This window comes from Asticcacaulis sp. P2_B1, assembly GCF_056404915.1.
In genome coordinates, this window is record NZ_JBFUDD010000016.1 from 1 (window position 1) to 22,979 (window position 22,979).

The 22,979-nt window shown below is 58.8% G+C and carries 15 protein-coding genes; 5 read left to right on the forward strand and 10 right to left on the reverse strand.

What is annotated here, in order from left to right:
* Positions 1 to 576: 576 nt before the first annotated feature.
* Both AC1DX3_RS21795 and AC1DX3_RS21800 read right to left on the reverse strand, forming a co-directional pair.
* Entirely contained in the window at positions 577 to 1,008 is a 432-nt protein-coding gene (locus AC1DX3_RS21795; protein ID WP_476991456.1) for a CBS domain-containing protein, read from the reverse strand.
* Positions 1,009 to 1,110: 102 nt separating this feature from the next.
* Positions 1,111 to 1,809 (reverse strand): rhomboid family intramembrane serine protease, encoded by a 699-nt coding sequence (locus AC1DX3_RS21800; protein WP_476991457.1) that lies wholly within the window; start codon positions 1,807 to 1,809, stop codon positions 1,111 to 1,113.
* A gap of 227 nt (positions 1,810 to 2,036) precedes the next feature.
* On the opposite strand from AC1DX3_RS21800, the gene hfaA reads away from it, so the two are divergent.
* From hfaA to hfaD, 3 genes are read left to right on the forward strand one after another with little or no spacing between them, the layout of a single operon-like run.
* Positions 2,037 to 2,525 (forward strand): holdfast anchoring protein HfaA, encoded by a 489-nt coding sequence (gene hfaA / locus AC1DX3_RS21805; protein ID WP_476991458.1) that lies wholly within the window; start codon positions 2,037 to 2,039, stop codon positions 2,523 to 2,525.
* 7 nt (positions 2,526 to 2,532) lie between these two features.
* A complete protein-coding gene (gene hfaB / locus AC1DX3_RS21810; RefSeq protein WP_476991459.1) occupies positions 2,533 to 3,606 on the forward strand; it encodes a holdfast anchoring protein HfaB in 1,074 nt (357 codons plus the stop codon).
* Entirely contained in the window at positions 3,536 to 4,804 is a 1,269-nt protein-coding gene (gene hfaD, locus AC1DX3_RS21815; RefSeq protein WP_476991460.1) for a holdfast anchor protein HfaD, read from the forward strand. The genes hfaB and hfaD overlap by 71 nt, the downstream gene beginning before the upstream one ends.
* 54 nt (positions 4,805 to 4,858) lie before the next feature.
* On the opposite strand, the gene AC1DX3_RS21820 is transcribed toward hfaD, so the two are convergent.
* From AC1DX3_RS21820 to AC1DX3_RS21850, 7 genes are all read right to left on the reverse strand, one after another.
* Positions 4,859 to 6,517 (reverse strand): calcium-binding protein, encoded by a 1,659-nt coding sequence (locus AC1DX3_RS21820; protein ID WP_476991461.1) that lies wholly within the window; start codon positions 6,515 to 6,517, stop codon positions 4,859 to 4,861.
* A gap of 73 nt (positions 6,518 to 6,590) precedes the next feature.
* On the reverse strand, positions 6,591 to 12,263 hold the full coding sequence (locus AC1DX3_RS21825) for a hypothetical protein (protein ID WP_476991462.1): 5,673 nt from the start codon (positions 12,261 to 12,263) through the stop codon (positions 6,591 to 6,593).
* A gap of 112 nt (positions 12,264 to 12,375) precedes the next feature.
* The gene (locus AC1DX3_RS21830) at positions 12,376 to 13,785 is read right to left on the reverse strand and encodes an HlyD family type I secretion periplasmic adaptor subunit (RefSeq protein ID WP_476991463.1); all 1,410 of its coding nucleotides are present in this window, start codon (positions 13,783 to 13,785) and stop codon (positions 12,376 to 12,378) included.
* A gap of 4 nt (positions 13,786 to 13,789) precedes the next feature.
* A complete protein-coding gene (locus AC1DX3_RS21835) occupies positions 13,790 to 15,550 on the reverse strand; it encodes a type I secretion system permease/ATPase (protein ID WP_476991464.1) in 1,761 nt (586 codons plus the stop codon).
* 157 nt (positions 15,551 to 15,707) lie between these two features.
* Positions 15,708 to 16,319, reverse strand: coding sequence for a hypothetical protein (locus AC1DX3_RS21840; RefSeq protein WP_476991465.1), 612 nt, complete (start codon positions 16,317 to 16,319; stop codon positions 15,708 to 15,710).
* A gap of 107 nt (positions 16,320 to 16,426) precedes the next feature.
* Entirely contained in the window at positions 16,427 to 17,218 is a 792-nt protein-coding gene (locus AC1DX3_RS21845) for a polyphosphate kinase 2 family protein (RefSeq protein WP_476991466.1), read from the reverse strand.
* Positions 17,219 to 17,389: 171 nt separating this feature from the next.
* A complete protein-coding gene (locus AC1DX3_RS21850; protein WP_476991467.1) occupies positions 17,390 to 17,983 on the reverse strand; it encodes a PAS domain-containing protein in 594 nt (197 codons plus the stop codon).
* Between the two features lie 149 nt (positions 17,984 to 18,132).
* Between AC1DX3_RS21850 and AC1DX3_RS21855 the strand changes: the two genes are divergently transcribed.
* Both AC1DX3_RS21855 and AC1DX3_RS21860 read left to right on the forward strand, forming a co-directional pair.
* Positions 18,133 to 18,954, forward strand: a complete 822-nt coding sequence (locus AC1DX3_RS21855) for a hypothetical protein (RefSeq protein ID WP_476991468.1) — start codon at positions 18,133 to 18,135, stop codon at positions 18,952 to 18,954.
* A 206-nt stretch (positions 18,955 to 19,160) separates the two neighbouring features.
* Positions 19,161 to 19,805, forward strand: coding sequence for a GntR family transcriptional regulator (locus tag AC1DX3_RS21860; RefSeq protein WP_476991469.1), 645 nt, complete (start codon positions 19,161 to 19,163; stop codon positions 19,803 to 19,805).
* A 131-nt stretch (positions 19,806 to 19,936) separates the two neighbouring features.
* On the opposite strand, the gene AC1DX3_RS21865 is transcribed toward AC1DX3_RS21860, so the two are convergent.
* Positions 19,937 to 22,783 carry a TonB-dependent receptor domain-containing protein gene (locus tag AC1DX3_RS21865; protein ID WP_476991470.1) on the reverse strand — a complete coding sequence of 949 codons (2,847 nt, stop codon included), beginning with the start codon at positions 22,781 to 22,783 and terminating at the stop codon, positions 19,937 to 19,939.
* Positions 22,784 to 22,979 lie beyond the last annotated feature (196 nt).

Consider the following 22,979-nt stretch of genomic DNA (forward strand, 5'->3'; position numbering starts at 1 on the left):
ACCTAATGGTTGTCTATAAAAAGACCGCAAACACAAATGTCGTTTGAATATGTATCTCAACATATTCGCCAGAACACCGCCGCCTGCGATTCTCTTTCCATAACTACAATGTCAAAGACCGACACCGGGCCAACCGAGTTGGCCGCGGGAACAACTTAAATCCTAGTCGTCAGAGGAGGCGCCCTTTTAGTGAAGCGCCAATTTCGTGTCAACCAATTTTTCTTTGTTTTCCACAGGGTCGTTTAGGACCATTTTGAAAAGCAGAGACAACAAATTCACGTCGGATTATCTTAGGTGATAATCCTTCGGGATCCTGTCGGAATCAGAAGAAGCGCTGTTCTAGTCCCTTTTCCTACCGGCATCAAGCGTTAATTGAATTTTTACAAACTCAAAAACCGCCTTCGTCGCGAACCGGAGTAAGGTGCGTAACAGCGAGGGGCGGTATCTAGTGGCTGACGATCAGAGTCGCAACCCCTAAATTCAACAATCCGCATTTTTCTCACCGAGCACGGTTATATAAGAGGCAAGATAACGCCCTGCCCGCTTCATCCGCCGCCTATATATAGAGACAGGGAGTTAGCCGGCGGCGATATAGGCCTTGAGGCTATGGGCTTCCTGCTCGGTCACCATGATCTTGGCCTTGACCAGATCGCCGATCGAAACGATTCCGACCAGGCGCGCCCCTTCCATCACCGGCAGGTGGCGGATGCGGCGGTCGGTCATGCGGCCCAACAGCACCTCGACGCTTTCGCCGAGATTGGCCGAGACGACGTCCCGCGTCATGATCGTGCTGACCGCCTGGGTCAGGGATTCAGCGCCTGTTGTGGCAATGGCGCGGATAATATCGCGTTCCGAAATAATGCCGACCACGCGCCCGACGCGATCGGTGACGACGAACGCACCTACTTTGCGCGTATAAAGTAACGCAGCGACGGCGGATAATGTATCATCGGGCGTAACAGTAAAAACCTGGCGTCCCTTGGCATTGAGAAGCTGATTGATCAGCATTATGGCATCCTCCCATATGGATGTTGTCTTTATGAAAGACCTCGCATAGTGAGGGTCGTCCTGCTTCGCCAAAAAAGCAACAAGGATGGACAATTCCCAACGTCAACTTGTCGTGAAGTCGTTACGGTGAAAGACTTTTAACCACGGTTCCACAAGTAACAAGCCGACGAAGTAACCGGCCAGGTGCCCTTCCCACGCCATCTCCAGACTCGGCTGCCGGGCGCCGCCGTGGGTCAGTGCGACGATTGCACTATATATACATATAAACGCCGTCATGCCGACCACGCGCGGATGRATCAACGACTTGAACGTACCCGGCTTGTCGTCGAACACCGGAAGACGTACGGCGGCACCCAATAAGCCGCACATGGCGCCTGACGCGCCGATGACCGTAATATTGTCGAAGGCGTGCAACAGGCAAAAGCCAAGGCCCGCCGCCACGCCGCAAATCAGAAAGAAGACAAGATAGGAGACGACCGACATTACCCGTCGGCCCATGGCGCGCGCCAGCGAAGCGCCGCACACCAATATAAAAACCGCATTGACCAGGACGCCCGACCAGCTGCCATGCAGAAGCATATAGGTAAAGAGCAGCTCCCAGCCGCCCGAGCGCACGGTGACCGGATTGAGGCCGAAGGAAGCGATCATCAGAATCTGTTCGTTGTGGCCCACCGAAGCCAGCCAGGCAAACGCCGCGACAATGACGACAGGCAGACATATAGCGATCAGCGGCACATTAAAGGCCGGTTCATGTCCCGCTCCTTCCGGACGTCCGGGCGGCGGATTTCGCGTATCTGTCATATTTTGAGACTCTTCCCTGCACCAAATTGGTCATATATGACCCTCGACGGGCGTTTTTACGCCGTCTCGGGGCGGCCCAACTCTGGCAAAAAGCCTGTAAAAATCAAATTAATGCCTGCAAATCCCTGAAATACACCTAATTTTTAAGGTTCTCACCGACATTGGCACCTGAATTGCTGGAAGACCGCCTGTCCCAGGCGTTTTGGCCAGGGCACAAGGAGCGTCTTATGTCGTTAACGACGAAATCGGTACTGGCGGGTGTTTTGACCCTCGGCGTTGTTACGGGTGCAATTTCCGGCGCAGCCCATGCTCAGTCCATGAACACGAAGGCCGCTTCTTTCGAAACCGGCTACGGCCTGGCGCGCAATGAAATGCAGAATGCCATCGACCCGTCGACACGCGACGCCAACGGCAATCGCATCCTCATCGACGGCATGATGGTCACCGGCACCGACAACAGCGTCTATGCCTTCGGCAAGACCATGGGTGCGGGCGACAGTTATTCCGGCGCCGGCGCGCTGGGCGGCGCCACGGCCATCGGCAACAATTTACAGGTCACGGTGAACGGCAGTTACAACACTGTCGTCATCCACTCGACCCAAACCAACAACGGTAACGTCACCGCAACGTCCAACGGCACGACCGTTACGGCGCCGACGGGCACGACCACCACGGATTCCTCTTTAAACGGACAGGTTAACCTCAATGGCTTCTGAGACACACATGCAAAACGCAAAGACGGCCAAAAAGCCGGCGTTCCGGAAACTGACCCTCGGCGTTATCAGCCTGGCCGCCATGAGCGTTGCCTTGACGGGCTGTATGACCACGCCCGGCGTTAATGACAATGGCCTCTACAAGAACCCGATCGGCACGGCGCCGGTGACGGCCAATGCGACGGCCTATTCCGACGCGCTGGTCTGCCTCGGCGGCTATGCCCGCTCGCACCGCCTGGCCTCGCCACGCATCGCCGTCGGCCGTATCTCCGACTACACCGGCAAGGTGTCGCTGGAAGGCGGCCGTGAAATTACCCAGGGCGCTTCGCTCATGGCGATGACCGCCCTGGCCAAGTCCGGCGCCCGCCAGGTCGAACGTTTCGATACCTCGGTCGGCGAGCTGGAACTGAAATACGCCAATAACAAGCTGATCACCGACGCTCCGGTCGCCAATCCGAACGTGCCTGCCGATTACCGCAAGATCATGGCCGGTCAGGTTGCGGGTTCCGACTTCTTCATCGTCGGCGGCATCACCGAGCTGAACTACAATATCCGCTCCTCGGGCGTCGACGCCTATGCCGGCGAAGTCAAGGATGCTGGCGTCAAGGGCCTGTTCTCGGGCCGCACCTATGTCATGAACGTCGCCATCGACCTGCGTCTGGTCGACACCCGCACGCTCGAAGTCGTCGATGTCATCTCCTATCAGAAGCAGATCGTCGGCCGCGAAATCAAGGCCGGTGTTTTCGACATCCTGAACGGCAATATCTTCGACATTTCCGGCGGCCAGGGCGCGCTTGAACCCATGCAACTGGCGGTCCGTTCGATGATCGAACGCGCCACTTTGGAATTCATGGCCAATCTGTACGGCGTCTCCGGTCCCGAGGTCTGCCTCGATCCGCAAAACGACTTCCTCAATAACGCCACCATCGGCGCCACGGGCGGCTTGACCCCGGCCTACGACAATCTGGAGAGCAACAATGCTGTTACGCGCGCGGACCCCACTCGCTGGCAGGATGTCGGCAACACGTCTGGCCGTCGCGCTCATGGCGACGACCGCGTTGCTGCTGACGGCTCACGCTACTAACGCCCAGGACGTCCCGGACACCACTGTCCCGGGCCTGACCGTCGACAACAATCAGGACCAGGTCGGCGCCGTGTCGTCGATCCAGACCTTGAATGTTGTCGAAAACGACGGCCTGACCCAGGCGCAGGGCGCTGCCACTGGCAATGCCATGATGGGCGGCAATCAAAACGTCGATGCCACCTTGCATTCGACCCAGATCGTCCGCGGCACCATTCGCGCCGTGGCCGAAGTCAACGGCACCAATACCGGCGCCGAGGATCTGTCCCTGGGCACGCCCGTCTATGTCACGACCCAGGCCGTCGGCAATTACGGCGCCTTCGTAGCGGATCAGGGCAATCTGAGCGCCAATACGACCCAGACGGCCACGGCCGACGCCGTTATCGCGACCAGCGCCATCAACGCGCCGAACAACGCCATCTATATCAGCGGTGAAGGCAACGCCACGACCGAGGTCAACCACATGGCCTACGAAGTGACCAATGGCCGCCTCGATTCGACGGCTGTGCAGACCTCGGACACCGACGCCAAGTCGAATGCCTCGGCGATCGTGCACTATTCGCCCTCGCCCAACGCCTATAATGCCAGCGCCACCAATAACTACTATGGTTCCTACAGTGGCGACCGCGGCTCGCAAGAGCATACGGTGACCCAAACGGCCAATGGCGACACCATGGCGCGCAGCGAAGTTTTCGGCGGCAATATGTGGGATGTGTCGGGCTCCGCCACGGCGGTTGCCAATAACAACAACCTGCAAAACCAGGGCGGCTCCCTGGTTGTCGACAACCACCAGGTTCAAAACGGCGCCGTCCAATCCCAAGCGGTCGTGCAGTCCTACGAATACGGTTCAGCTTACGCTTCGGCCACAGGTATCGGTAATCAATTGGCGGCCGGCGACAACGACATCTATGTCCGCATCGACAACGACCAGGTCTCGTCCGGCGGCGTCGACGTCTCGGCCTCGTTCGACGGCACCAGCGGTTATGACGGCTATGTCTCGGCCGACGCGACCGGCAATCAGGCCCTGGCCTATGCCTGCGCCGAATGCCGCGCCGACATGGGTGTCAACAGCAACCAGGTCAACAATTCCGACGTCAACGCCACGGCGACAGCGACGGTCGGTCAAGGCCGCTCGATCGTCTCGACGGCGCGCGCCACTGGCAACAGCGCGACCTACTATGTCAGCGGTTCGAGCCACTGATATCTAACGATTTCAGATGAAGAAGCGCCGGGTTCATCGCCCGGCGCTTTTTTGTTACCAGATGATGTGGCTGCGGAAATCGCTGTTGTCAGTTACATTCGCTAGAAAAATAGTGTTTACATACAGATTGTTGAATGAAAGTTCGAGATAATTGATACCATTAATGCTCACGTAAGTTGAAATGATAATCGAAGGAAAATGACCATGAGTATTCGCACTCAAGTCGATCATGTCACCTTCGGCAGCGGAAAAATCCAAGATGTAATCTGGCCCAGGCAGAGGTCCCAGGACAAAGGTATCCGCACCGAAGCCGCCGGTATAATAGTCGGTTCCCCGCCCTCCGGCGAGATGGTTGTCGCCGCTATTGCCTATCAACGTGTTGCCATAGCCGTCACCGGTACCGTCGATGTCGGCCGTTCCGGTTAGCACCAAGGTCTCCAGCCCTCTATGCAGGCTATAGGAGACGGACGAGTAAACGGTGTCGTTGCCTTGATTATCGTCCTCATAAATCACGTCGCCGGTATTATCGACATAATAGGCGTCGTCACCCTTGCCACCGAGCATGCGGTCCGCACCGGCGCCACCGTCGATAAAATCGTTGCCAAAGCCGCCATCCAAGACATTGCTACCACCGTTGCCGGCCAGATGGTTAGCCTGCGAATTGCCTGTCGCTGAAAGGTCGCTTGAACCCGTCAAAATTAAATTCTCGATGAAACTTCCCGACAGGTCGTAATCGATCGACGACATGACCGTATCGTTACCACCGCCGGCGGCTTCGACCACGCTGTCGCCAGCACTGTCCACCCAGTACAGGTCATCCCCACCATGACCGGCAAAGACATCATTGCCACCACCGCCGCTGAAAACATTTGCCGCGTCATTGCCGGTGAGGACATTGTCGAGGCCATTGCCCGAAGCATTGATGGCGGCGGAACCGACCAGGGTCAGGTTTTCGATGCTGGTGCCGGTGAGACCGTAGGTCACGGACGACATAACTGTATCCGTCCCCTGGCCGGTATAGTCGTAGACCTTGTCATCGGCGCTGTTGACCCAGAAGGTGTCGTCACCCAGGCCGCCGTACATGGCATCGGCGCCGCCTTCGCCTTTGAGCACATCATTGCCGGCATTACCGCGCAGGACATCGTTACCCACTGTGCCGGTCAGCAGGTTGGCCATGGCGTTGCCGCTGCCCTGGCGGCCGGTCGTTCCGGTCAGGGTGAGATTTTCGACATTGTCGTTCAGGGTGTAGGAAAAGGCCACCCTAACCGTATCGATACCCTTGTCGCCATATTCAACAACCAGGTCACCGGCATTATCGACAATATAGGTATCGGCCCCCGGTCCACCGATCATGACGTCGGCCCCGATTCCGCCATCCAGCCAATTATCACCGAAATTGCCGGTCAGCCGGTTGTCGAGGGCGTTGCCGGTGGCCGAGAAGTCGCCGTCGCCCAGCAAGGTGAGCTTTTCGAAATTGGTCGTCAGGGTATAACTGATATGCGAAAAGACGCTATCGGTCCCTGCATTGACAGCCTCGCTAACGACATCGCCGACATTGTCGACATAGTAGCTGTCGTCACCTGTCCCGCCCGCCATGTCGTCGGCGCCGATGTCACCGTCCAGCGTGTCATTCCCACCCAAGCCGGTGATCTGGTCCGAGCCGGTCGTGCCGGTCAGTGTGTCGTTGCCGTCGGTACCGATGATGTCAGCCATGATTACGTCCTCCGCCTTTTTTATGTCCGGAACGGTATCATGAGAGATTAATTTCGCTTCTTACAAATCTGAGTTACCAAACGATATGGCTGAGGAAGGCGGCATCTGTGGATGTCGTGTTCTGCACGGTGATGACGTTCCCTCCGCCCAGGTCGATCACTGAATCGAGTCCCACCTGGGTGATGAAGGCCGTGTGCGGCGTGCCGTGGGTATAGGCGGTGACATCGATCTTATCACCCTCGCCCGCCGAAAAATCGGTGACAGTGTCGACGCCGCTATGGACGCCGAAGACGAAGGTGTCGGCACCCGTTCCGCCGGTCAGGGTATCGTTGCCGGCGCCGCCAGTCAGGCTGTTATTCCCCTTGGTGCCGACTACGATATTGGCCAGGCCGTTGCCGGTTCCGTTAAGATTGGCGGCTCCGGTCAGGGTCAGGTGCTCAACATTGTTGCCGAGGACGAAGCTCACCGAGCTGAAGACACTGTCGACGCCCTGGCCGGAATATTCGGCCACGGTGTCGCCAGCATTGTCGACATAGAAGGTGTCGTTGCCGTTGCCGCCACGCATGGCATCCATGCCCTTGCCGCCATCGATGACGTCATTGCCGTCGGCGCCGCCCAGGGTGTTGTTGCCGACATTGCCGGTCAGGTGATTGTCGAGGGTATTGCCGGTGCCGAAGCGCACGCCGGAGCCGGTGAGGATCAGGTTCTCGATATTGGCGCCCAAGGTGTACGTGCCGTTGATCGCAATCGTATCATTGCCGGAGTTGCCGTATTCGGTGACGACATCGAGCTTGTTGTCGACATAGTAGCGGTCGTCGCCTTGCCCCCCCTTCATGGTGTCGCCCCCCTTGCCGCCGTCCAATGTATCATTACCCAGGCCGCCGCCCAGGCTGTCATTGCCCTCGCCGCCGATCAGCTTGTTATTGCCGTCATTGCCGATGATGGTGTTGTTCAGGGTGTTGCCGGTGCCGGCAGTATTGCCGGTGCCGGTCAAGGTCAGCTTCTCGACCTCGGAACTCAACGCATAGGTCCGCGAACTGACGACCGTATCGCTGCCGCCGCCATGCATTTCGGTGACGATATCGCCGCTGTTGTCGACGTAATAGGTGTCGTTGCCATTGCCGCCGATCATGGTGTCGGCACCGGCGCCTCCGTCGATCACATCATTACCGTCGCCGCCTTCCAGGCGGTTGCTACCGGAGAAACCGGTCAGGGAATCGTTGAACGCCGACCCGATTGCGTTTTCAACGGAATGCAGACCGTCCTGCATTCCACCGGTCTTGGTCGCGTCCCCCAAATCGGGTTGTGTCGCGGTTCCCAAAAAGACCACCACCGCAGCCTCCTGGTCGGAGTAGTTCACCGTATCGACGCCGTCGCCGCCATAAAAAATATTATTTCCGCCTCCGCCGAAGAAAACGTCATTGTCCGCTTCGCCATAAAGGGTCGAAAAGACCGTCCCATCTCCGCCGTGCAGGACGTCGTTGCCGGGACCACCATAGAGACGATTCTGACCGTTGCCCGCAAATAGAACGTCATCGCCGGTCCAGCCGTAGAGCGTATCGTCTCCGGCCCCTCCGACAAGAATATCGTTCGCCCCGCTGCCGTAAAATACGTGCATGGCATCCGCTACGAAGAGGTCGAAATTGGCCGCGGTCAAGGTGGATGCCTGGACGCCACGCAACGTCAGCGTATCGCCCGTGGCAAAGGTGACGCGCGTATCGTCGCCAACCTGATCCAATGCGCTGTAACCGGTGAAGCCTTGCGACAGGCTGCAATCGATCGTGTCGTCGGCACTGAAATCGGCAATGACGTCATGGCCGTCGCCCGCTTTGAAGCGGAAGGTATCAGCCCCACCACCGCCGGTCAGCATGTCGTCACCCAGCCCCCCCGCCAAGATGTCGGCGCCGGCGGAACCGGTGAGTTGGTCATTGTACCGGGTAGCGATCGCGCCTTCGACACCAGTAAAGGTTACGGTGCCAAAGCCTGACATCGCGTGCGCACCATCCCCCAGCGTGAGCGAGATCGCCATCATGCCTTCCGAAAAATCGGCAATGTCCGTGCCAGCACCGCCGGTAAAGGTGGCGTTCAGTGCGCCGCCGTGGGCCAGGAACAGGTCGTTGCCGGCTCCGCCGTCAAAGCTATTGCTGCCGCCCCCCGTAAGGAAGGTGTCATTGCCGTCGCCGCCCAGGAATTGGTTGGTACCCGCGCCGCCGTAGAAGATATCGTTACCGGCGTTTCCACTAACCGAACCATTTAGCGTGCCTGCCCGGCCGTCGAAAAGATCGTTGCCCGCGGCGAGGGTGATATTACCGGCGATGATCCCTGAATTGATGACGAAACTGTCGGCTTGGCCGCTTTCACTGCGCATATCTCCCTGGATGCTGCCGGAATTGTTGAGCAGCAAAACTGTAGAATCGATCGCCACCACGGCATGGATTGAACCGCTATTGGTAATATACAGCCCAAAAGTCGAATAAGTTGTTGTGAAAATGCCGTAGGTAACAACGCCCGGATTGGCGGAGACCGAAATCACACCTGAATTGACAATGGTCGAGGCATGTTGGGCCGAGGTATTGATGCCGTAGGCTTCGGTACGCCCCTCAACAAGGATTGTGCCGCTGTTGGTAATCGCATCGGTATCGTAGGCATCAACCCCGAGCGCCGCCCCATCCGCCCGCACATGCAGCGTGCCGCTGTTTGTAATATGCGTGTGGTTCCCGTTCAGGGATAGCCCGAAGGCATTATTGACCGAAACAACCTCTATCAGGCCACGATTGTCCACATCCATGGTCCGGTCAGGCGTATAGACGCCGGTAGCCGTTCCGCCACCGATTTGAGTGGTTTCGACATGAAGACGTCCCGTCGCCTCATTGACGAAAATCGCGCCGGATGGACCGGTGGCCGGCGAGTCCATAGCGACACCCAAGGCATAACCCGCCGATGTCAGGTTGATGGACCCAGCGTTATAAAGGCTGCCCGACAACCGCGACACAAGTCCGTATTCGTTACCCGAGAGATCAAAGACCTCATCGGCATTAATCGTGAAATTTTCCAAAAAGGCGATGGTTTGCCCATCTTCCACGGGCGTGCCCGGATCGGCTGCCAGGGCCTGGGTCGTGCTGGCGCCAAAACTGTAGCTGGCCGAGGTCAAGCTGGCCGCCTGGACGTTCTTCAGCAGGATGGAGCCGCCGTCCGCGAATGTCATCCGCGCGTCGTTGCCATCCTGGGCCAAGCTTGAAAAACTGGAATAGCCGCCTATGTGCAAAACATCCTGGCCGATGATAAAATCCGTTATGACGTCCTGGCCATCGCCGGCATTGTAGATAATCGTGTCATTGCCCGCGCCGCCCGTAATCGTATCATTGCCGTGGCCGCCGGCGAGCACATCGTCGCCGTCACGACCGGCGATCACATCATCGCCGCCGTCCCCTTGTAAGGCATCGGCCGCGCTTCCACCACGCAGCACGTCACCGTATCGGCTTCCGATCACCCCTTCAAAACCGAAAAGGCTGTCGTTGCCGGCCGCCGAAGCAGCCGAACCCGATACTAGGTCGACGGTTACACCCGCCGTCGACGACCTGTAGGACAAGATGTCCCTGCCTGCACCGCCGGCCAGCGTGTCGTCGCCGCGCCCGCCATCGATCCAGTCGTCGCCGGCGCCGCCGTCGATATGGTCGTTGCCATCCTCGCCGAAAAGATACTGTGTTCCGCTACCGGCTTGGACTATATCGTCGCCAAACCCGGCGTACACGGCGCCGTTGTCGTGATGCCCGGTCAGGCTGTTGTAGGTGTCGTTACCGCTGCCCAGACTTACCGTTCCGACCAGCGTGCCCGCGTTAGTCAGCTTGTCCTGACCATCGCCTAGATCGATCGAACCTTCTATGCGGCCGGCATTATTGACGACGTCCTTGCCGAAATTCAGGTCGATGTCGCCGAAGATCTTGCCCGAAGACGTGTTGTCGATAGTCTGCGCTGACATATTGGCCTGGCCGAGTGCCTGGATGTCGTAGATGACGGAAATAGCGACATCCGCGTCGATCGTGCCGGAGTTGATGAAATGTCCGTTATTCTGGCCGCCGATCGTGCCGAACTGGATTCCGAAACTGGTTTCATGGCTGGCAGTGGCACGGATAGTCCCTGAGTTTACAATATTGCCCTTTACCACGCCCAGTGATATCGCCGTTGCCGTACCGCCATAGGCCTCGATCGTCCCGGCATTGCTGAAGGCAGGATTATAGTATTGGGATGAAAATCCGACCGCGGACTGCGTACCATAAACAAATATATGCCCGGTATTGTTGAAGCCCACCGTTCCGTCGACCTCGAACGCACTGACCCCAATAGCAATCCCGTCGATTGCATCGGCGACAACCGTCATGTCACCGGCATTATTGAAATTCCACAGATTGCCGTCATAGCCGTAGGCGCCCGAGCCGCCATGGACGAGGACATGCCCCGTGGCTATGATGGTCACATTCGAACGGCCGCTGGTTCCCGAAGGCGCCTGGTTCCTCATGCCTCGGATGACGACATCGTTCTCCGCCACCAGCGTACCGGCAATCGTGACATTTTCAGTCTTCAGAGGCGCATTAAGGCCAATGGCGTAGCCCGTATCATTGACGACGTGCAGGGTAGAACCGGCGTCCAGGCTGTAACCGGTGTCGGCATTGGTCAAAACCACGCTATCGGTGGCGGCGACCGATGTCGATATCACCGGCGCCGCAGGCAAATCCTTGCTCAGGAACTCGATGTTCAAACTGCCGATATCGGCGACACGAAAGCCGTCCAACACCACGGACTCGCCATTATCGAAGGTCAGGGTGAGTTGCCACTGACCTTCAACGCGGGCCTCAACCGACTTGGTTATCGCCGATGCATGCACCACAACGGTGTCTTCACCCGCATGGTAATCCGTAATGTGGTCGCCATAGACGTCGATAGCAAAAATGAGGAAGGTGTCACGACCGCCGCCGCCGGTCAGGGTGTCGATACCGTAACCGCCGTCGATGACATCGTCACCGGCACCGCCATTGAGCGTGTCGCCGCTGTCGGTTCCCTGAATCGTGTCGCCACCGATCGTGCCGTTGACATAGTACCCGGTCAGGAATTGACCTGTCAGCGGGCCACCGTTCACGTCGCACCCGGACAGATTATAGGCCGTCAGATCGCCGACATTGACATTGTCGAGAACAACCACATCGCGCCAGCCGACATTGTTGATCTGCAGGGCGGCATTGCCACCCGACATGACCATACGGACGAGACCAAGCGAGAATGGATTCGTCGTCTGGTCCCAACCCGGCAAGGCTATGGCAAGCCAGGCCGTGAGGTCGAGGACATCGCCGCCGTCGCCCGACTGAAAATCAGTTACCGTTATGACGCCTTCCCGGCCCCCGGCCAGGTCAAGGATATCCGTGCCCGTTCCCAGGGTCAGGTTGACCGCGCCCACGCCGTGTACCGAAATAAAGTCGTTGCCGCTGCCGCCGTCGACAGTCGCCCTGGACGAATAATCAATATCCAGATTGATGCGATCGTTGCCGGTGCCGGCGGTAACGGTCGCATTGCCGCCCGACACATAGCTGACCGTTACGGTATCGTCGCCGTCGCCGCCGTCAATGGTGTCCGTCCCGCCTGCGCCGGCGTCAAGCCGGTCAGCGCCCCCTAATCCGTAAAGTGTATCGTCGCCGGCCCCGCCCGCCAGTACGTCCGAATAGCTTGTACCCGTTATGGTGCCAGCCAATGTCATCCCCCAACTCAAAGACCGTTGTGTCTAAACGCCTCGGTGCCTTTGACTATCTGGTCCGGCAATGACGGTCAATTTACAACTTAAATGCTATGAACGCTCACGGCCAGCCCTATCAGCTCTCTCTGAATGTCTTCCACAGCGACTGATTCAAGGGTTCCAGCAGGTATTGCAGGACCGTGCGCTTACGCAGCGGCACCACGACCTCGACCGGCAGGCCGGGCTTGAGCGTCTGCGGGTTCTTGATGATCCGCGCCAGCGTAGCGAAGGTTTCCGGGCTGATCTCGATACGCGCCATATAGAAGGACTTGTTGGTGTCCTTGTCGCTGAAACTGTCGGCCGAAATGTCGAGCACCTTGCCTTTAAGGATCGGCACGTCCCGTTCGTGCAAGGACGTAAAGCGGACCTGGGCATCCTGGCCGGCGCGGACGTCGTTGCCGTCCTTGGTTTCGACCATGGCATTGATGACCAGGGGCGTGGCGTCGGGAACGATATCCATCAGCTTTTGGCCCGGCGCGATGACGCCACCCTGCGTAAAGATCGACAGCCCCATCACCTTACCGGTCGCCGTGGCGCGGACCTGAAGATGTTCGAAAGCGGAACGGGCCGCGATCAATTGCGGCTCCATAGTCTTGAGCTTGGTCTGGGTGTCGCTGAGATCCGACATGACCTGGTCGAGGAACTGCTTCTGGACCGACACGGCCTGCATCTTGGTTTCGCCGATCTGGGCGCCCGCCGTCGCCACATTGGCTTGCAGGCGGCCATAATCGCCCTCAAGCCCGGCGACCGTCTGCTGCAGCGACCGCACGCGCGTCATCGGCGCGAAGCCCTTCGTCTGCAGATCCTGAACGCCGACCAGTTCGTCCTTGGTCAGGTCCTGTTGCTTCAGGTTGGACGCCATCTGCTCCTGGTTGCCGGTAATCTGCTCCTGGGTCTGCTGGACGCGCTGATTCAGCACACCCAATTGCGTCGTCATGAAGTTGCGGTTGGCGGTCATGGTCTTGTGCTGCAGAAGCAGCGCGCTGTCGACCAGGGGCTGGAACTGCGGACCGAGATCGGTCAACTCCGCCGGCGTGGCGAAGTCGTTCATCTGACCCTGTTCGGCCAGAAGTCGCGCTTCCTTGGCCTTCAGGTCGATATATTGCGCCATCAGCGCATTGGCATTGGCTTCGGTTTCGGCGCCGGCCAGGGTCATCAGTATCTGCCCCTTGGTGACGTGATCGCCTTCGTGAACAGCCAGGCTGGTCACCGTGCCGCCTTCCTTGTGCTGCACTTCCTGCCGATTACCGGTCACCACAATGGTGCCGTGGGCATAGACGGCGGAATCGACGCGCGCCCAAGCCGCCCAGCCGAGAAAGATGACGAAGAACAGGAACACGATGATGGCGCCCAGACGGATGTCGGCGCCCGGTGCATCGGCGCTATCGAGCGCGTCGACCGGCTTGCGCCCGGCGAACGGGTTCCACGGCTTGATCTCTTTCGGCCCGGTGGCATCTGGTTCGGGCAAGGTATCGATCGATTGCATGGTCTTAACCTACCTTGCCGCCGGGAATGGGGGCCAGAGTCGCACCGCCGGCGCGTTGCTTGTGCAGCAGTTCGGCCCACGCCTGCGGCGTGCCGAAGAACTGGACGCGGCCATTGGCCAGCATCAGCAGCTTGTTGGCCTTTTCCAGCACGCTGGTCCGGTGGGCGATAACGACTACGCTGCCGCCGCGCGCGCACACCGACGACATAGCGGCGACCAGGGCGGCTTCGCCCTGGCTGTCTTGATAGGCATTGGGTTCGTCGAGCACCAGGACCGGCGGGTCGCGATAGAGCGCGCGCGCCAGGGCGACACGCTGGGCCTGACCGCCCGAGAGCCCCTGCCCGTTCAGGCCGAGGACGGTGTTATAGCCCTTGGCCAGTTGTAACACCATGTCATGAACGCCGGCGATCTTGGCGGCCGCGATGACGGCTTCGTCGATATCGTCGTCATTGCCGTTTTCATTGGTTTCGAAGCGGCAGATATTGTCGCGCACAGTGCCGGCGAACAAAGAGGCTTCCTGAGGCAGGTAACCGACATAGCGCGCCAGGACTTCCGGATCCCAATCCTTGCGTTCGGCGCCGTCGTAACGGATCGTGCCGACATCGTAACCATCGCAGCCGACCATGACACGCGCCAGAGTCGACTTGCCGGCGCCACTGGCCCCCGCGACACCGACCAGTTCGCCGGGCATGACCTTGAAGCTGACGCCTTGCAGTATATAGGCTTTTTGTTCGGGGTGAGCGATATTGAGACCATCGACCTCGATCAGCGCCTTGGGGCGCGGCAATTGCGTCAACGGCAGCGCGGCCTCGTTTTCGCCCAGAGCTTTGTCCACCGCCTTGAAGGCATTGTAGCCGCGGATCAGGCTACGCCACGAATTGATGACTTGCTCCATCGGAGTCAGCGAGCGCGACATCAAAAGCGAGGCGGCGAAAATGGCGCCGGCCGAAATCTGTTGATGGATAGCCAGCCAGGCGCCGACGCCCAGGGCGACCGACTGCAGGAACTGACGCAGGAATTTCGACATGGTCGAGAAGCCCGACACGCTGAGATTGGCGCGAATCTGGTCGTCCATGGCGCCGTGGCGCTCTTTCAACTGCACATTGACCAGGGCACGCCGCATACCAAGCGCGCGCACGACGTCGGCGCGCTGGCTGGTGGCTTCCTGGCGCTGATAGGCCTTGGCCATGGCCTCGGCCGAGGTCGTGATATATTTATAAGAGGCACGCTCGCTCAGCCAGGTCACCAGGGCCAGGGCGATGCCACCGGCCAGGGACAGAACGCCCAGCCAGACATTGAGGAAGAAGGCCAGGCCGAGGAAGATGACGATCCACGGCAGGTCGAACAGAGCTACCATGCCGGCGCCGCTGAGCGTTTGTTTGAAGGCGTCGAATTCGCGCAACAGGGTGCTGCCCTGATTCATCCGCGTATTGCCGATTCGGGCATAGAGGTGGTTGAGCACCTGCCCGGCCAATATCTTGTCGATTCGCAGGCCGGACCGCATCAAAAGCCGGCCGCGCAGGCTGTCGAGGAACGACATGGTGGCCAGCGAAACGATGAGAATGATGGTCAGATAGACCAAGGTCAACATCCCGCCGGTCGGCACGACCCGGCCGTAGACCTGCAACATGTACAGGGTCGGCGCCAACTGCAACATATTGATAAAGAAGGAAAAGATGGCCGCGTTGACAAAATGCGGGCGGCACTGCGCCAACGCCTTCGCCATGACGGGGCTGATTTTCAGTCTGGCTGCGGGATTGCTCATAAATTACGTTATAACAGAGGATGATTTAAAAATAAGCCAGGCACACAACAAAAAGGCGGCGGTGCGCAGCCGACCCGCCGATCCTTACGAAATTCTTATACTACCCAGAATGCATATAGTAAATCAGCTTTGTTATGCACGCCACAAATCGGCTTTGTCAGGCACGCTTTTTTTGCGAATGTGTAAAGGTCTTCTTGACCTCACGCGCCGGAATGACGCGGGCGAACGGACGCAGGCCGAACAGGCTGTTTTCCATCCCGGTCTCCAGGATATCCCCGCGCTTCGGCGATTTCAGGAACAGATCTTCCATCGGCGTTATAACATAAATACCTTCCGGTGCGTAGACGATGACCAGGCCTTCGTTCTTCGGCATGACCTCCGACCACAACTTGAGTTGGTCGTAATAATAGGGCTGGCGCCAGGCCGTGGGACGGTCCTGGTCGACATCGACGGCCAGGGTCGTGCCGTTGGGTTCAAGCCGCAGGACGAAACCAGCATGGTCGGGCCGCCACATGGCGTTCATATCGTCGTGCCGGATCCACAGGCATTTGAAGTCCTGACAGGTTTTGGGATGCAGCCCCCAGATACCGCAACCGGCGTCGGGGCGAACATGGCTGCATTTGGTGCCGGCCTTTTTCTCCAGGTCGTCGACATCGTAGACCTTGCAGCACAGGGTACAATCGCCACATACCTTGAGATCGGCGCGCTTTGTGGGGTGGCGCGTATCCCTGGAGGCTATCAGGGCCGTCGCCGGCGTAGCGGTCGTCATCGCGATGCTGAACCTTTTGTTCGTCTCGTGGTCTCAGGCTCCGGCAATTTACCGGAACAGGCGCGAATCGTGACAAATCAGGGTCAACAAACCGTTACTTTAACACTTTATTTTTCGAGTTTTTTGCGGCCTTCGATGACCTCGTCATAGGAAAAGACGATATCGGGGTCGGGCGCGGCAATGTCCTCGTCGCGAGGACAGGCTAGTACCTTCAGCACATGCCTGACGATGTGCTCCCGGGCCTTCGTCTTGCTGTCGGTCGCCACACAGATCCACGGCCCCTTTTCATGGTGCGATCGGCGCAGCATGTCGTCGCGCGCCGCGGAATAATCGCTCCAACGGTCCTGCGCCACTTGGTCGAGATCGCTGACCTTAAGCCGCTTGCGCGGGTCGTTGCGGCGCGCGTCGAGGCGCTCCTTCTGTTCTTCGCGCGAAATATCGAGCCACAGCTTAATGAGGATGATGCCGCTGCGCACGATCATCGCCTCGAAATCCGGCACATCCCGGATGAAGATTTCCTGCTCCTCGGCGGTGGAAAAACCCATGACCCGTTCGACACCGGCGCGGTTATACCACGACCGGTTATAGACGACCCATTGTCCGGTCGACGGCAGGTGATTGACATAGCGCTGAAACCACCAGGCGCCCTTGTCGAAATCTGTCGGCTTGGGCAAGGCGATGATCTGGGTGTTGCGCACCGACAGACATTCGGTTAGGCGCTTGATGGCGCCGTCCTTACCGGCGGCGTCGCGCCCTTCCAGCAAGATACAGACCTTGGTGCCGTTCTGCATGGTCCATATCTGGGTGTCAACCAGGGCGATCTGCAGCTTTTCCAGCCGGGCTTCGGCTTCCTGCTTCTTGCTGAGTTTTTCAGATTTGGGCTTTTCGGATTTGGACATGGGCGCCTCACTGCTGCTGAACAGCCGACGTGACGCGGAATTGCGCTAAAAAGCAATAGCCATATCCAGCCGCCCAGGTGGCATGAAGGCAAACTTCCGCCGGCCCCAGCGGTTGGCAAGGGCAAGCGCCCGCCGCGCACATTTGCGCGGGCCCGCTGGCCTGAGGGAAAACTAAGCTATGCGCAGGCCTTCGGAGACCACCAGGCGCAGGTGAGCGGCGCGAACATGACGCTGCTGTTCGTGCAGACGCGACGCCATCAAGGTATAGCGTCCGATCGTACCGTGCGGATTTTGTGGCATCGGCGACAAGGTTTGATAGATTCCAACCAGGCGATCGACATGACCGTCACGGTTCAACATGGGGCACAGGCAAATTTCCAGCGAAACCGTCTCGCTTTGGGACAACTGTGCCGGCCCCTCCCCGTCGGCGCTCTGGAAGGTCTGCCACGGCGCCGTGACCGTCATGATCAACGGTTGCTGACGGCGGATGCTCATTTGGATCGCCGCCTCGACCGTACCGTGAAACGGCGAGCGGAACAGGCCCATGAACGAGGTTTCCTTCAGCTCATAGCCATGCAGGGCAACGAGAAAGCCGCCCGACAAGCGGAAGCGATAGGCCGGCTCGGCTGTCGATATCATAATCATCTGCGGTATCAGGCTCTTCAGCCGCGCCGGATCGAAGCGGTCGCGCGACGGCGCCCGGTCAGAAGTGGTCTGCAGGCCGCGCCAATAGCTGAGGAATGAAACTGTGCTGGAATGGGGCAACTCGATCTCCTTCTGGCCTTCCAGAGGCAAGATCGCTGCCGAAAACGCTCAAATTCTCCTGAAAGCTGAGGAAAACTTAAGATTACGGCAAGTTTGCAGCGGTATGGTTCTTGCTTGACTGGCGACGAAAGCCACTAAGGAGCGTCCGAATGCGCGCAGTTTTTAAATCGATCTTCACCGCGGTGCTCGCCGCCGGCATGATGGCCCTCGCCGGTCAGGCCCTCGCCTGTAACACCGGCTGCCCGCCCCCTCCGCCGCCGACTCCGCCGCACAACCCGCATCCCCCCTGCAATAGCGGCTGCGGCGGCGGCGGTCACCACGGTGGTGGCGGCAAAACCGACGTCAATGTCAATGTCAACGTCAAGTCCAGCGCGTCGTCCTCGGCCTTCGGCTTCGGCAGTGGCGCCAGCTACGGCGGCGGCTACGGCAACTGGTCGCAAACCCCGGGCAATGTCCAGAATGTCGGTGGCCTGGCTGTCGAAACCGGTAATGCCGCGGCCAGCTTCGAATCCTACAGTGAACAACAGTCCTTCACCAAGCAGACCATCATCGAAGCCTCGTGCATCGACGACACCGGCGTGCCGCACCCGGCCTCGCAGGTCTTCCAGGGCCGCGACATCGAAGACGCCTATATCGGCGAAGTCTATCGCTGTATCGCCGGCACGCACATGCAATGGACCTATTCCGACTATAACGGCACCGACATCAATTTCGACGGCGGCAAGAACATGACCTGCGACAAGAACCAAGCCCTGTGGTTCGAGCACGGCCAGCTGAGCTGCAAGGTGCAAATCCCGCAACGCCAATGCAATGAGCGCTCATTGCTGCGTCGTTTCGGCGTCGGCATCAAGATCCTGACCCTGACCCGCACTGAAACCATCACCAAGCAGCGCCAGATCGCCAGCCAGCAATCTTCGTCCAGCTCGGGTTACATGGTGTTCGATGGCGGCGTCGGCGGTTTCGTTCAGTAAGCCTTTCGCTTAAAATCAAGCATTCCGGCACCCCCGCCTGTTCCGCAGGCGGGGGTTTTGCTGTCTGAAACCCGTCAAGTTGGTTTTTAAAAACTACCTATACGTGCCCAATAATACCAATCTGAATTAATTGTAATTTGAGTTGGCGGCCAAATATGGCGATAGATGATAGGTGATATGTATACGATCCTGCATCAGCGGCTTTCATGACCCCCATCGTTCAGACCCTAGTCGATCAGATTTTCGTTCTCGTACGCGAGCGCATCGTCACCGGGAAACTTCCCCAGGACGTCGCCATCCGTCAGGACGCCCTGGCGGCGGAATTCGGCGTCAGCAAGATCCCCTTGCGTGAAGCCTTTGTTCGCCTGGAGCAGGAAGGCCTGCTGATTTCCCAGATCAATCGCGGTTTTTTCGTTCGCCCGATGTCCGCGGCCGAAGCCGAGGAGGTCTACGAATTGCGCCTCCGGCTGGAGCCCGAGGCGGTTGCCATGGCCGCCATGGCCGCCAATGACGACGACCATAGGCGGGCGCGCGAAGCCCTGCAGGCCCTGGATTACGCCGCGGGGAAATCGATCTACGAGATCGCCAAGCATAATCGCAATTTTCACCTCGCCCTCGTGCGGCCGGCGCAAAAGCCGCTGACCATGCAGATGCTCGAACGCCTCAATGTCATAGCGGAACGCTATATCAGCAAGAATTTGGAAATGCCCGGCCGTCAGGACGTTTCCACCCAGGAGCATGCCCTTATCCTGGAAGCCTGGCTGGAACGCCGTACCGATGAGGCGGCCGAATTGACCCGCAAACACATCGCCACCGCGCTGGAAGATTTGCGCCGGCAATTTGCTGCCTAAACACCCGCACATAAAAAAGTACGGCAACCGGAGCGAAAACGGCCGCCGTACTGAAGTTTCACCCCGGAGAAGGGTTGCCCGGAGCGCCACCCAAAAAATCGATTCCGACCTTTTGGATGGCGCAATAATATTTAGAAGTCGGCGGTCAGGCCGATAAACAGGGTACGGCCCAACGGATCATAGATGCCGGGATAGGTGTTGCCATTTTGGAAGCCTGTCAGAACGTCCGACGCGATGGCAGGCGCCGTCTTGTCGAACATGTTGTTGATGCCGGCGCGCAGCTTGTAACGGTCTTTCAGGGTATAGGTCGCCGCCAGATCGAAATAATTATAGGCGTCGATCTTGTCGTTAACCGAGCCCAGCGGCTCCGACAGCGTCACGGAACCGGTGTAACGCCAGTTCAGCGAAACCGTGGCAGGGCTGTTCGGCACCGACCAGGTGGTGCGCAGATTGTGGCGCCATTCCGGACGCGGATCGCCGCAGACATCGCCGTAATGCCCCTTGCAGTCATAGGTGTCGACACCCGGCAGGGGCTGGGTAATCTGATCGATCAGGTAGGAACCGCCAAACGAGAAGGCGAGCTTGCCGATCGGGCTGTGCCACAGATAATCGGCGGTCAGGTCGACACCCGAGGTCTTCAGATAGCCCGTATTGACGTTGGTAGCGACGATATAGCCGTCCGTGCCGTAGATAAGGCCGATCGAGCTGCGATGGACCATGCCGCAATAGAAGCTGCTGCCGGTCGTTAGGCACTGATCCAGGCTGAACGACGGATCGACAATGCCGATATAGTCGTCGACCTTGATCTTGAAATAGTCGAGGCTGACGCTGAGGCCGCTGATATAGGTCGGCGTATAAACCACGCCGACGGTGAGCGTCTTGGCCTTTTCCGGGTCCAGGTTCGGATTGCCACCATACTGGTAATTGCACTGGTCGGCGGGGCAATCGAGGACGGCGCTGCCGTACTGGCTCGCCGTGACGCCGGACAATTCGCATTGGGCCTGGGTAGCCGTCATGGCGGAACCGCAAGGATCCTGGCCGGAGAACAGGCTCTGGCCCTGCTGGGTGAACAGCTCGGAAATGTTCGGCGCGCGCGACGCAACGTTGAAGCTGGCGCGGAACATGACATTATTGTCCGGCGCGTACTGGGTTTCGATCTTGTAGGTCTCCAGGGTCTTTTCCGGCGACTCATAGAGCGAGGAATGGGCGGCGTACTTGGTGTAGCGGTAGGCGCCGTCGATCAGCCAGGATTTGACGAACGGCTTGTCCTGGATGATGGGGAAGTTGAGTTCGGTATAGGCTTCCTTGCTTTCGGTGTAGCCGTCCGAGTTTTGCGAGCCGTTCTGCAGGGCCAGTTCGCTGGCGACGAAGTTCAGGGTCTCGATGCGGCGATCGGCACCGAAGGCAACGGCCAGGCCGTCGTCGGCCCAGGGCGACTTGATGCCGTACTTCGTCAGATCGGCATTGATATTGGCGCTGAGGACGTTCAGGCGCTGGGTATCGCGCGTCTCGCTGGGGTCGGAGAGATAGGCCAGCGACTCCGCCGAAGGCCCGGCGGTCGAGAAGATATCGACCGGCACGCAGTCCGGATCCGTACCGTCGATCACCGACTCGCATGTGGCGACGCCGCCGACGGTCTTGACCAGCAAGGCCTTGGCGGCCTTCTCCTGGTTGATGTCGTTCAGGAAGGTTTCGTTATAGAACATCGCCGACTGGATGTAGCTGACATCGTAGGAAATATTGTCGGTCAGGTCGCCTTTGAAGCCGATATTGAGGCGGGCGTCCTTGTGGATCAGGTCGTCACGGCGCGGCAGGCCGGAATTGGCCATGCGGTAACCGATCAGGGACTGAGCCGTGTCGGTGGAGGTGGTCGAGCCGCAGATCGTCGTCTTTTGCGCGTCGCTCATTAGCGGGTTATCGCAATTGATGTCGAAGGTCGTCCCCAGCCAGATGGCGCTGGGCGCGATCTGGGAATAGGTGTGATCCTGCATCAGCATGACGCTGCCGTACAGCTGGAACTTGTCGCTGAAATCGTAGTGCGCAAAGGCGCCGGCCGTCACGCGATTATCGGAACGCTGGATATAGTTGGTCGGCGCATAGTTGAACTGGTAGGCGCTCGACCACGGCACGAAGGACTTGCTGCCGTCCGGATTGTTGGCGTAGCTCGAGCCGGAATTGTCCCCGCTGAGCAGAATGAAACGGCCATAGGCGCTGTTCGACGAACCGCCGCAGAAGAAGCCCGAAGCCGCGGTGTCGTCGAGGCCAAGCGCGCAGGCGGAATAGTCGCGGCTGGCTTCGGTGACGGCGTCGGCATGGAAATAGCCGGCATAGGCGGTGATATTACCCCGGCCGTCGCCGAAATTCTTGCCATAGGCCAGGTTGAAGTTCTCCTTGGCGCCATCCCAGACATTCGCCGGCGCCACATCGAAGCCGCGGTCGCCGACTAGGGTGCGCAGGGCCGTATTGTCGTTATTGGTTTGCGCACCGCCAACCTGGGCATCGACGCGGAAACCGTCCAAATCCTTCTTCATGACGAAGTTGACGACGCCGGAAATGGCGTCCGAGCCGTAGACCGACGACGCCCCACCGGTGAGAATGTCGGTACGTTCGACCATGTAGGACGGGATGAAGTTCAGATCGACCGCCTCGGTCGGCAGGAAGCGCTGGCCGTCGATCAGGACCAGGTTGCGGCTGGAACCCAGGCCGCGCAGATTGACCTGCGCCGTGCCGTTGGAACCGTTCGAGACGTTTTCATTGGCGTCGGCCAGGAATTGCGGCAGGCGGTTAAGCGCGTTTTCGATCTGCAGGGCGCCTTGCAGCTGGACCTCTTTCGAATCCATCGAGGTAATCGGGCTCGAGCTCTTCAGATTGGGGCGTTTGATGCGTGTGCCAGTGACGACGACTTCAGTCGGCGAGTCCGCAGCCGGCTCGGGCGAAGCGGCAGGCGCCGTTTCTTCGGCGTAGGCGCCCGTGGACATCAAGCCCGCCATCATGGCCGCCAATGCTGCACCGCATCTAAAGGCATGAAGTTTGTACGTCTTAGACATATTTATCCCTTTTCACACAACAAACACAAAAAATGACCAATTTCGCGCTTGCGAAACATGACAACAATGTGAAGCAGGGATGATCGGGAGAGTCAAACGTATCGTATACGAATGAATATGATATTGT

Coding starts and splice junctions, on each gene's coding strand:
- AC1DX3_RS21795 (WP_476991456.1), bottom strand. CDS start 1,008: ATGCTGATCAATCAGCTTCTCAATGCCAAGGGACGCCAGGTTTTTACT.
- hfaA (WP_476991458.1), top strand. CDS start 2,037: ATGTCGTTAACGACGAAATCGGTACTGGCGGGTGTTTTGACCCTCGGC.
- hfaB (WP_476991459.1), top strand. CDS start 2,533: ATGCAAAACGCAAAGACGGCCAAAAAGCCGGCGTTCCGGAAACTGACC.
- hfaD (WP_476991460.1), top strand. CDS start 3,536: ATGTCGGCAACACGTCTGGCCGTCGCGCTCATGGCGACGACCGCGTTG.
- AC1DX3_RS21820 (WP_476991461.1), bottom strand. CDS start 6,517: ATGGCTGACATCATCGGTACCGACGGCAACGACACACTGACCGGCACG.
- AC1DX3_RS21825 (WP_476991462.1), bottom strand. CDS start 12,263: ATGACATTGGCTGGCACCATAACGGGTACAAGCTATTCGGACGTACTG.
- AC1DX3_RS21830 (WP_476991463.1), bottom strand. CDS start 13,785: ATGCAATCGATCGATACCTTGCCCGAACCAGATGCCACCGGGCCGAAA.
- AC1DX3_RS21835 (WP_476991464.1), bottom strand. CDS start 15,550: ATGAGCAATCCCGCAGCCAGACTGAAAATCAGCCCCGTCATGGCGAAG.
- AC1DX3_RS21840 (WP_476991465.1), bottom strand. CDS start 16,319: ATGACGACCGCTACGCCGGCGACGGCCCTGATAGCCTCCAGGGATACG.
- AC1DX3_RS21845 (WP_476991466.1), bottom strand. CDS start 17,218: ATGTCCAAATCCGAAAAGCCCAAATCTGAAAAACTCAGCAAGAAGCAG.
- AC1DX3_RS21855 (WP_476991468.1), top strand. CDS start 18,133: ATGCGCGCAGTTTTTAAATCGATCTTCACCGCGGTGCTCGCCGCCGGC.
- AC1DX3_RS21860 (WP_476991469.1), top strand. CDS start 19,161: ATGACCCCCATCGTTCAGACCCTAGTCGATCAGATTTTCGTTCTCGTA.
- AC1DX3_RS21865 (WP_476991470.1), bottom strand. CDS start 22,783: ATGTCCACGGGCGCCTACGCCGAAGAAACGGCGCCTGCCGCTTCGCCC.